Raw genomic sequence first — 10,975 nt, forward strand, 5'->3', positions numbered from 1 at the left:
AAGTTATCCACAGGTGCAATAGCACCTTAGCTTTGCTATTATCTTTTTCTGAACAAAATAGTTAATTATTAACAAAAAGTAATGATTTTTAAATATAATTGAGGAAGTTTAATTGTGCAATTTCCTCATATATTTATTATATTTATAGCAATTGGATTAATAGAAATTTATAAAAAATTTATTATAGTAAGAAGGTAGTCTATAATGAAAGTAGATATTTCATTTATTATGCAATTAACATTAGTTTTAAGTTGTATTTTAAGTATTTTTACTTATATAAAAAATTTATATAGAAACAATAGTAAAAAATTAAACAAATTTGTAAAAGTTATTTTTAAATGTGCATTGGAGTATTCAAAAAAATTAATTATAAAATATTATATGTCTTATGAAAAATATGAAATTTGGAGGTATTGTGTACACTTTAAATTAAGATGGTGTTTTTAAATTCAACCTAAAATAAATTAAATAAGGAGTAGAATGTATGAACATCATTTTAAGTGGGTTAAACAATATATTGAATTGCATTTTCAAAATTACAGGGGATTGGGGTATAAGTATAATTTTATTAACTATTTTAATAAGAATTTTGTTATTGCCAATTTCAATAAAACAGAAAAAAAGTATTGCTCAACAGCAGAAATTCTCTAAAAAAATAGAAGAATTGAAAGTAATATATAAAGATAATAAGAAAAAGCTTGAAGAAGAAATGCAAAGATGCTATGAGCAAAGTGCTAAAAGTATGATGGGATGTTTGGTTAGTTTATTACAATTGCCTATAATATCTTCATTATATATTTTATTTAATAAAATGCCTGTAGAGGTTGGAACAATAATTGTTCCATGGATATCTAATATAAAGATGTCAGATAAGTATTTTATAATACCAATGATATATACATTAATTTCATTAAGTCCATATTTAATTTCATATATACCATTTTTAAATATAGTTAAGAATGCTAAAGTGGAAAAAATTAATATAATTATGACAGTTTTTTTTAGTATATTAATAACAATTAAAACACCTATAACTGTAGGAATTTACTTTATTACTACAGGACTATTTTCTTTATTTGAAGAAATATTATATAGGTTATATTGTAAAAAATATTTAATAAAATCCAGATAATTATTAATAACTAGTATAATATAATAAAAATAAAAAGCACCTAATTTTAAAATTAGGTGCTTTATTTTTATAAATTAATTTAACTCTAGTAATAAGTAAAATATTATGTAATACAATAAGATTTACTTGTATATTCTTATCTATTTTTTATAGAAAGTAATTACTAACACTGAAAATAATTACTTTTTTTGATCTTGAATTTTCTGTGCTAGTTCATTTAAATATTCCCATCTTTCATAAAGATGTTCTAGTTTTTCTTCAACTTCTTTTTTGTTTTGTAAAAGTTCTTCAAGTTTTACATAATCAGTAGTACATTTGCTTATTTCTTCGTCTAATTTGCAAATTTCATCTTCTGTGTTTTGAATTATATCATCTATTTGTTCATATTCTCTTTTTTCTTTATAAGAAAATTTTAAGGTATTATTTTTGTTTTTACATTTATTTTCTTCTTTAGGTGCTTTAGATTTTTCTTTTTTAACAGAAGGTTCAGGAGTGTCTTTTAATCTTTGATTTTCCTTTTCCATGTATTCAGAATAATTACCTACATGGTAGTCAATTAATCCTTTGCCTTTGAATACTAAAAGCTTATCAGCTATTTTATCTAAGAAATATCTATCGTGTGATACGGCTATTATTGTGCCATTAAAACTTTGAATGTAATCTTCAAGAATAGTTAATGTTTCTATGTCTAAGTCGTTAGTAGGTTCGTCAAGTATTAATACATTTGGAGCTTCCATCAATATTCTTAAAAGATAAAGCCTTCTTTTTTCTCCACCAGATAATTTTGAAATAGGAGTCCATTGCATTTCAGGAGTAAATAAAAACATTTCTAACATTTTACTAGCACTTATAAGTTCTCCATTTTCTGATTTAATGAATTCTGCGCCTTCTTTTATATATTCAATTACTCTTAAATTTTTATTAATTTCTTTATTACCTTGTGCAAAATATCCAAATTTAACTGTTTCTCCGATTATTACTTCACCATTATCTGGAGCAATTTTCTTAGTACATATATTTAAAAGAGTAGATTTCCCCATACCATTTGGTCCAATAATTCCAACTCTATCATTTTTAGAAAATATGTAACTAAAATCATTTATAACTACTTTATCCTTATATTTTTTATTTATATTATGAAGTTCTAAAACTTTTTTACCTAAACGAGTACTAGCAGCGGAAATTTCTATTTTGTCGTCTACTTGTTCTATGCCACTGTCTCTAAGTTCTTCAAATCGTTGAATTCTTGCCTTTTGTTTTGTGCTTCTTGCCTTTGCACCTCTTTTAATCCAAGCTAATTCTCTTCTTAATAAATTTTGTCTTTTTTCTTCAGAACTTTTTTCTAATTCTTGTCTTTCTAATTTTTTTTCTAAAAATACACTGTAATTTCCAGCATAGCTATAAATATTACCTCTATTAATTTCTAATATTCTATTTGTTACTCTGTCTAAGAAATATCTATCGTGGGTTATCATAAGCAAAGCGCCTTTTCTTTTATTTAAATATTCTTCTAGCCAAGCAACAGTTTCGTTATCGATGTGATTTGTAGGCTCATCTAAAATAAGTAAATCGGAAGGTTTAATAAGAGCAGATGCAAGAGCTATTCTCTTCTTTTGTCCTCCAGATAAAGAATTAACTTTAGCATCAAAATTGTTTATTCCAAGTTTACCTAATATTATTTTAGCTTCTCCTTCTAAATCCCAACCATTAAAACTATCAATTTTTGATATAATAGCAACAAGCTTTTGTTGAAGAATATCATCTTCAGGATTTTTATTTATTTCATTTAGAGTACTTTCATAATCTCTTAAAACTTTCATGAAAGGGGAATTACCGTTAAATATTTGTTCAATAACAGTAGCGTTATCATCAAAATAGGTATTTTGAGAAAGATAACTTATAGTAAGTTTATTTGCAGTTATTATATTTCCACTATCATAAGTAGAAATACCTGCTACAATTTTCAAAAGAGTAGATTTACCAGTACCATTTATACCTATAACTCCAATTTTTTCTCCTTCATTTATGCCAAGACTTATATTATTTAAAAGAATTTTTTCACTATAACTTTTACATATATTTTCTAAAGATATTAAATTCATAATTTCACGTATCCTTTCTATTGTACATGGAACTATTATATCATAAAAATAAATAATTCTAAAAAAGCCCTTGATTTTTTTTGTATATAGTGTATACTAATATAGAACCTTAATTCAGAAGTAAATGATCCATTATAGAATATTTTTGAAATTATCTAAAATTAAGAATAACTTAAGTGTATATATTTCGAGATTTTTATTAATGATTTATTTTTACTAAGAATTAAAGGAATGAAAATTTCGGAGGTAATAAGATATGACAGGAACAGTAAAATGGTTTAACGGAGAAAAAGGATTTGGATTCATCACTACAGAAGAAGGAAATGATGTTTTTGCACATTTCTCACAAATCAACAAAGAAGGATTCAAAACTTTAGAAGAAGGTCAAAAGGTATCTTTTGACGTTGTTGAAGCAGCTAAAGGTCCACAAGCTGAAAACATAACAATACTTTAATTTTAGTTAATCGACTAAAAACCTAAGGAATTATTTCTTTAGGTTTTTTAATTTTTTGTAAAAAAATAAATAGGTGCTATTTTACTAGCAACCTAAAGAAAATATGAAGTTTGTTATTATATAAATTCCATTTAAAATAGATTCATCAGAGACGTTGAAATTTGGAGAGTGTAGAGCATTCATACCTTTATATTTATCCGCAATACCCAGTCTAAAATGTACTGATGGAACATTTTGTGCAAAACATGCAAAATCCTCTGCAGCAAATGTTTTTTCTAAAGGTAAAACATTATTACTTCCAATTAATGATTTAGTAGCTTTTACAAATTTTTTAGTTAGTAAAGCATCACTTATTAAAGGAGGATATTGAAAATCGTATTCTACATTAACAGCACATCCATACTTTTCTGAACTTAAATGAGAAATTTTTAATATATCTTCATGTATTTTATTTCTAATATTGTTGTCAAAAGTTCTAACAGTGCCTAATACTTTACATTTATCAGAAATTACATTAGGTACACTGCCACATTGTATAGAAGAAAAAGTAATTACATGAGGATTTAAAGGATTATTTTCTATTTTACACTTTGTATTCATACTTTGAATAAATTCCATAGCAGGGTATATTGGATTTTTACAAAGGTGAGGCATAGCTGCATGACCGCCTTTACCTTTAAAAGTTATATAAAAGTCATCTACAGATGCCATAGATGCACCGCTAGATACTTCTATAGTACCTACTTTTACATTAGGCCATACATGAAATCCTATCATATATTTTACATTTGGATTTTTAAGCACACCTTCTTTTATCATAGGGATAGCTCCTCCCACATCTTCTTCAGCAGGCTGAAATATAAACTTTACACATTTTTTAAAATTTAATTTTTTAAGTATTAAAGCAGTGCCTAATACAATAGCCATATGATAGTCATGACCACAAACATGGGATACACCATTTACAGGTAAAGCATCCATATCAGCTCTAAGGGCAATGCAACTATTTCCATTATTTAAAGTGGCAGTAACTCCTGTTTTAGCTAGTATTTTAGTTTCTATATGCAAATCTTTAAAAAAATTAAGTATGATATTTTGAGTTTTGTATTCTTCAAAAGCTAATTCCGCATTATCATGTAGTTGTTTTCTAATTTTATTTATAGTTTCTATATTTTCTTCTATTAATTTTTTAATATTCAAATTACCACCACCTATAAAAATATAAATTAGTATTAGCTAAATTTATTTATTACTATTTCAAGAATATTTAATGCTTCATCAATTTCTGCCTTTGATACATTAAGAGGAGGAAGTAGTCTTACTACATTAGTTCCAGCAGATACAACTAGCAAACCATTTTTAAAGCATAAATTAATAAAATCTTTTACATCAACTTTAATACTTATGCCTATAAGAAGACCCATTCCTTTTACTTCATCTATAACATTATATTTATCTTTTAAATTATTAAGTTTTTCTTTTAAGTATGTGCTTTTTTCTTCTATTTTATTAATAATTCCTTTGTCTACTAGTTCGGTTAAAACTGCCAAAGAAACAGCACAAGCAAGAGGATTTCCTCCAAATGTACTTCCGTGGTCGCCAGGTACAAAAGCTTGGGAAGCTGTTTCGTTAGCAAGTACAGCACCTATTGGAAAACCTCCTCCTAAAGCTTTAGCTATGCAAATTACATCAGGAATAACTCCAAATTTTTTGTAAGCAAATAAACTTCCTAATCTACCTATACCGCATTGAACTTCGTCAAATATTAGTAAAGCATTAAATTTATCACATAATTTTCTAGATTCTTTTAAAAATTCAGTATGGGCAATATTAATTCCGCCTTCTCCTTGAATTGGCTCTATTATTATTCCACATACATTTTCGTTAAAATTTTTATTTAGGTCTTCAATACTATTAAATTTTACTTTTTTTACTCCATCCATTAAAGGAAGAAAGTCCTTTTGATATTTTTCTTGTCCAGTAACAGTAAGAGCACCTATGGTTCTACCGTGAAAAGAATTATCCATGTAAAGCAGTATGTTTTTATTTTTATTTGATTTTAATTTGCCATATTTTCTGGCAATTTTTAATGCTGCTTCTACTGCTTCAGTACCACTATTGCAAAAGAATACTTTGTTGTGATGGCAGTTATTTGAAAGTTTTTCTGCAAGAGCAGTGTGTTCTGTATTCCAGTAGTAATTTGAAACGTGAATTAGATTTTTGCTTTGTTTTTCTATAGCATTAATTATAGCAGCAGGGCTATGTCCTAAACAATTTACAGCTACTCCAGAAACAAAATCTAAATATTCTTTTCCATTTACGTCATAAAGCTTGGTGCCAATTCCTTTTTCAAAAGTAACATCAAATCTTCCATAAGTATTCATTAAATTATTTTTTGACATGGCGTTTCTCCCTTCATTTTTATAATTTTAGTTCCGCAATTAGTAGTTATACTTAATAATAAGCTATGTTTTTTTCTTCCATCTACTAAGTGAACATTTTTAGTTCCTTTGTTAATAGCATTAATGCAACATTCCATTTTAGGAATCATGCCTCCATTAATTATTCCTAATTTCGTAAATTCTTTAATTTCATTTATATTTATTGATGGTAATAAAGTGGAGTAGTCATTTATATTTTTATAAACTCCTTCTACATCTGTCATAACTAATAATTTTTCAGATTTTAGTGTACCGCTAATAAAAGCTGCAGCGTGGTCTGCGTTAATATTATAACTATTGCCTTCTTCATCACAACCTATAGGAGATATAACAGGTATGTAATTATTATTAATCATAGTTACTAAAAGCTCCTTATTTATACTTACTATTTCCCCTACAAATCCTAAATCAAGCACATTGCCGTTATCATAAACAATCTTCTTTTTAGATTTAATTAAATTGTTATCTTTACCACTTATGCCTACAGATTTTAAACCTTTTTGACTTAATTTAAATGAAAGATTTTTATTTATTTTTCCAGACAGCACCATTTCTACAATTTCCATAGTATTGCTATCGGTAACTCTTAAACCTTTCACAAATTTATTTTCAATTCCAGTTTTTTTAAGCCATTTAGAAATCTCAGGACCTCCCCCATGCACTATAACTATTTTAATTCCTGTGCTTGCTAGAAATAATATATCTTCTATAAAAGCCTTTTGGGCTATTTCATTATTCATTATACTTCCACCATATTTTATAACAAAAATTTTATCTTTGAATTTATTAAATTGTAAAACAGTTTCTTTGTTTAAGTAATTAAGAGTATTTTTCACCTGTTTATCTCCTCCTTATGTGCAATGTATGAATAATTATACCTTAATACATATAAATATTCAATATATTATTGATTTTTTTAGAATTTTGTTGCATAATAATTTTTATATACAAATTAAAATTTATTGAGGTGATATTAATGATTAATGCTGGTATAATAGGGTCTACAGGATATGCAGGTGAGCAGTTAGTGTGGATTTTACACAACCATTCAAAAGTAAATGTAAAATTTTACAGTTCTTATAGTTATGCAAATACTAATTTTAGTGAAATTTATGGTAATTACTATGGAGTTATAGAAGATATTTGCGTTGATATGGAAGAAGCAATAAATAAATTTAATGAAATAGATGTGTTATTTATTGCACTGCCTCAAGGTAAATCATTTGAAATAACTAAAAAAGCATTGAATTTAGGTGTAAAAGTAATAGATTTAGGTGCAGATTTTAGATTGAACTCAAAAAATATATATGAAAATTGGTATGGCATTGAACATCAATGTGATGAACTTTTAGAAAAAGCAGTTTATGGATTAACAGAATTAAATAGAGAAAAAATAAAACAAAGTAATTTGTTAGCTAATCCAGGTTGTTATCCTACAGCAACTATATTGGCATTAGCTCCTATTTTAAAAAACAATTTAGTAGATATAAATTCTATTATAATCGATGCAAAATCAGGAGTATCTGGCTCTGGCAGAAATGCAAATATTAGTTCGCTTTTTACAGAATGCAATGAGTCTATAAAACCTTATGGTGTTGCAGCACATAGACATACTCCAGAAATTGAGCAAGAGCTAGGAAAAATTTCAGGAAAAAATATAAAAGTATCTTTTACTCCTCATTTAATTCCAATGAATAGGGGAATACTATCAACTTGTTATGCTTCTTTAAAATTAGATTTAACTACAGAATATATTAGAGAATTATATAAAGATTTTTATAAAAATGACTATTTTATTAAAGTAATTAATGGAATACCAGAAACAAGATGGGTAAGAGGCTCTAATTTATGTCACATTGGAGTAAAAGTAGACAAACGTACTAATAGAATAATTGTAATGTCTGTTATAGACAATTTAATAAAGGGAGCCTCTGGTCAAGCTGTTCAAAATATGAATACTATGTTTGGATTAGAAGAAAAAACTGGTTTAGAATTTATAGCAATGGCACCATAAAAAATATAAGGGGGCAGATACATGAAGAAAATGGAGTTTATAGTTAGAAAAGCTATAGAAAATGATATATTTGAAATAGAAAAAATAAATAAGAAAGCTTTTGAAGCCTATGTAAAAAATGCAGTAATACTAAAAAAAATTGATGCTCTTAATGAAAGTTATGAAGATATAAAAAAAGATATAGAAACTAAAGAATTTTTTGTAATACTTTTAAACAAATTAGTTGTAGGTAGTGTAAGAGTTGAAGTGAAATCTGATAAAACTGCTTATTTAAGTAGATTTGCAGTGGATTTGGATTATCAAAATAAAGGTGTAGGAAAATTATTAATGAATGCAGTGGATAATAGAATGAGAGAGTTAGGAGTTTTAAATTTATATCTTCATACTGCATCTAGAATGTTATCTCTTGTTAGATTTTATTATGGAAGAGGATTTTATATTGAATCAACAACTAAAGATAGGGGATATATTAGAGCATTATTATGTAAAGAATATGAAAATGAAAAAGTTGAAACTTCTTTAGATGGTTTTAAGAAAAATACAGAAGTAGTTTGATGGTTTTTAAAATTTTAAATATAATTAGTTATTTGTGTTAAAATTTAAAATGGTATATAATAAAATGAAAAAGCTAGGGGTGCCTTGGTGCTGAGATAGATTCAATTCTAACCCTTGTACCTGAACTGGATAATACCAGCGTAGGAAAGCAGTGTATAAATGTAATTAAGAAATACTGTTTTTCTGCAGTATTTCTTTTTTTATGTAATTATATTTAAAAGTAAAATAATAAAGGAGGACTAGTATTGAATTGGTTTAATTTTAAGTTTAAAGCTCCAAAAATTGGAGAAGCTCTAACTACTGTTTTTTCAAATCCTATAATATATTTAACTTTAATAGCTATTTTAGTTTTAATTTTAATATTTGTACATGCTAATAAAGGTAAATTAACTACAAAAATAATGCTTCATATATCTATGGCAGTAGCCTTAGCTAGTATATTAAAAATGTTTAGAATATTAAAAATGCCTATGGGAGGATCTGTAACTTTAGGTTCTATGATTCCTATTATATTTATAGCTTATATTTATGGTACAAGAACAGGATGTTTAGCAGGAATAATATTTGGAATAGTTGATTTGATTTTGGGACCTGAAGTAATACATCCTGTACAGCTTATAATAGACTATATTTTAGCTTTTGGAGTTTTAGGATTTGCAGGATATTTTAAAAATAATATTTCTTTAGGAGCTTTATTTGCCATAATTTTAAGATTTATATGCCATGTTATATCAGGAGTGGTTTTCTTTGCTTCTTATGCAGGAGATCAAAATGTATGGATTTATTCTATATTATATAACGGAACTTATTTACTTCCTGAAGCTATTATAGCTATGGTAATATTATTTGTAATTCCTGTAAATAGGATAAAAACACAGATATTAAGATCAACATATTAGATTTATATTCTGTGTTAATATATGGTTATTTAGAAAGTAAATCTATGTATTATTGCATTGAAGTTGATATGATACATTTTTTATAAAAGTTATTGCAAATATATTCTCCACACTGTAAAATAAGTTGAAAGATGTAACGTATTTCACAGATATGGAGGTAAAAAAATGTTTCAAAGTATGTTTGGAAACATAGTAAATGCTTTTGCTATTATAGTGGGAAGTTTAATAGGAATTTTTATAAAGAAGGAAATACCAGAGAACATTAAAGATACAATTATGAATGGGTTAGCATTATGCTCTTTTTTGGTAGGAGTTTTAGGAATAACGAAAGCTTCAAATGTAATGCTTATAATATTTTCAATAGTTATAGGAGCTGTTATAGGTGAAGTTATTGGTATAGAAAACTTTCTTGACAGATTTGGAAAAAGTATAGAAAATAAATTTAAAAGTAAGGGAAGTAATATAGCTCAAGCTTTTGTAGCTTCAACTCTTATTACATGTGTAGGTTCTATGGCAATAGTTGGAGCCCTTGAAAGTGGACTTACAGGAAACCATACAACTTTGTTTACTAAGGCACTACTTGATTTTGTAACGACTATAATATTTAGTTCTTCTCTGGGAATTGGAGTTATATTTTCTTCAATATCTGTAATTGTATATCAAGGTACCATTACATTATTTGCATCACTATTAAAGGTATTACTTGTACCTAACATAATAAATGATATAACAGCAGTAGGAAGTTTAATTATAATTGGATTAAGCTTAAATATATTAAAAGCTACTAATATAAAAGTAGCAAATTTACTTCCAGCGGTGCTTGTACCTGTAATTTATCAAAGTATATTATCTATAATTATCAAATTATAGATAATATACTTTATAAAATAGGATGATATTTGTCAAATTAAGAGTATTATTTATAAACAAATTTTAATATTAAATTTCGTAAATTTAAAATAGAAAAATAAGTTGTTAAATTATACTTGACACAGTTTAATTTATAGACTAAAATTAAGTATGAAAAATTCAAGTAAAAAATACACTTTAATTTGGTCCTGTGAGGCCAGAAAGAGGTATGATGAGTATGAAAATATTTTTTTGTAATGCAAATAAAAATTTAATAAAAGTGGTTTTAAACATTAGAAATATAGTGGGTAATAGGGAGATTATTTTTTAAAATAGTAATCTTCTTATTACCCTTTTGTTTTAAAAATGCAAGGCCTTCACAAAGTGTATTTTTACTTAAGTGGTTCTGTTAATTAATTATGAAAATATAGCTTTGAAAATCACAAAATTACTATATGACTTACTTTAAATAATAAAAATTATAAAATTAATATTTTGTGGCATGACAAAAAAGCCTATCTATTTATAG

10 protein-coding genes and 1 riboswitch are annotated in these 10,975 nt (G+C 26.2%); of the genes, 6 read left to right on the plus strand and 4 right to left on the minus strand.

The features are described from left to right. Positions 1 to 484 precede the first annotated feature (484 nt). On the plus strand, positions 485 to 1,132 hold the full coding sequence (gene yidC / locus CLOACE_RS10860) for a membrane protein insertase YidC (protein WP_070111275.1): 648 nt from the start codon (positions 485 to 487) through the stop codon (positions 1,130 to 1,132). Positions 1,133 to 1,311: 179 nt separating this feature from the next. Here the strand turns inward: yidC and CLOACE_RS10865 are convergent, their stop codons facing one another. Continuing rightward, positions 1,312 to 3,234, minus strand: coding sequence for an ABC-F family ATP-binding cassette domain-containing protein (locus CLOACE_RS10865; RefSeq protein ID WP_070111276.1), 1,923 nt, complete (start codon positions 3,232 to 3,234; stop codon positions 1,312 to 1,314). A 256-nt stretch (positions 3,235 to 3,490) separates the two neighbouring features. On the opposite strand from CLOACE_RS10865, the gene CLOACE_RS10870 reads away from it, so the two are divergent. Continuing rightward, positions 3,491 to 3,688 carry a cold shock domain-containing protein gene (locus tag CLOACE_RS10870; protein ID WP_070111277.1) on the plus strand — a complete coding sequence of 66 codons (198 nt, stop codon included), beginning with the start codon at positions 3,491 to 3,493 and terminating at the stop codon, positions 3,686 to 3,688. Between the two features lie 84 nt (positions 3,689 to 3,772). Here CLOACE_RS10870 and CLOACE_RS10875 read toward each other — a convergent pair whose 3' ends face one another. The 3 genes from CLOACE_RS10875 to argB are packed head-to-tail and all read right to left on the minus strand — an operon-like array spanning position 3,773 to position 6,965. Continuing rightward, positions 3,773 to 4,888, minus strand: coding sequence for a M20 metallopeptidase family protein (locus CLOACE_RS10875; protein WP_070111278.1), 1,116 nt, complete (start codon positions 4,886 to 4,888; stop codon positions 3,773 to 3,775). A gap of 32 nt (positions 4,889 to 4,920) precedes the next feature. Continuing rightward, complete coding sequence (locus tag CLOACE_RS10880) at positions 4,921 to 6,090, minus strand: aspartate aminotransferase family protein (RefSeq protein WP_070111279.1); 1,170 nt, start codon at positions 6,088 to 6,090, stop codon at positions 4,921 to 4,923. Beyond that, entirely contained in the window at positions 6,072 to 6,965 is an 894-nt protein-coding gene (gene argB / locus CLOACE_RS10885; RefSeq protein WP_070111280.1) for an acetylglutamate kinase, read from the minus strand. The genes CLOACE_RS10880 and argB overlap by 19 nt, the downstream gene beginning before the upstream one ends. Before the next feature lie 140 nt (positions 6,966 to 7,105). Between argB and argC the strand changes: the two genes are divergently transcribed. From argC to CLOACE_RS10905, 4 genes are all read left to right on the plus strand, one after another. Continuing rightward, positions 7,106 to 8,143, plus strand: coding sequence for an N-acetyl-gamma-glutamyl-phosphate reductase (gene argC, locus CLOACE_RS10890; protein WP_070111281.1), 1,038 nt, complete (start codon positions 7,106 to 7,108; stop codon positions 8,141 to 8,143). 21 nt (positions 8,144 to 8,164) lie between these two features. After that, the gene (locus tag CLOACE_RS10895; RefSeq protein WP_084027626.1) at positions 8,165 to 8,698 is read left to right on the plus strand and encodes a GNAT family N-acetyltransferase; all 534 of its coding nucleotides are present in this window, start codon (positions 8,165 to 8,167) and stop codon (positions 8,696 to 8,698) included. A 65-nt stretch (positions 8,699 to 8,763) separates the two neighbouring features. Beyond that, positions 8,764 to 8,862, plus strand: a riboswitch (TPP riboswitch). An 81-nt stretch (positions 8,863 to 8,943) separates the two neighbouring features. Then, a complete protein-coding gene (thiT, locus tag CLOACE_RS10900; protein ID WP_070111282.1) occupies positions 8,944 to 9,597 on the plus strand; it encodes an energy-coupled thiamine transporter ThiT in 654 nt (217 codons plus the stop codon). Positions 9,598 to 9,762: 165 nt separating this feature from the next. Next, positions 9,763 to 10,467 carry a DUF554 domain-containing protein gene (locus tag CLOACE_RS10905; protein ID WP_242866471.1) on the plus strand — a complete coding sequence of 235 codons (705 nt, stop codon included), beginning with the start codon at positions 9,763 to 9,765 and terminating at the stop codon, positions 10,465 to 10,467. The last annotated feature ends 508 nt before the right edge of the window (positions 10,468 to 10,975 follow it).

This window comes from Clostridium acetireducens DSM 10703 (assembly GCF_001758365.1).
GTDB classification, from domain to species: Bacteria; Bacillota; Clostridia; order Clostridiales; family Clostridiaceae; genus Clostridium_C; species Clostridium_C acetireducens.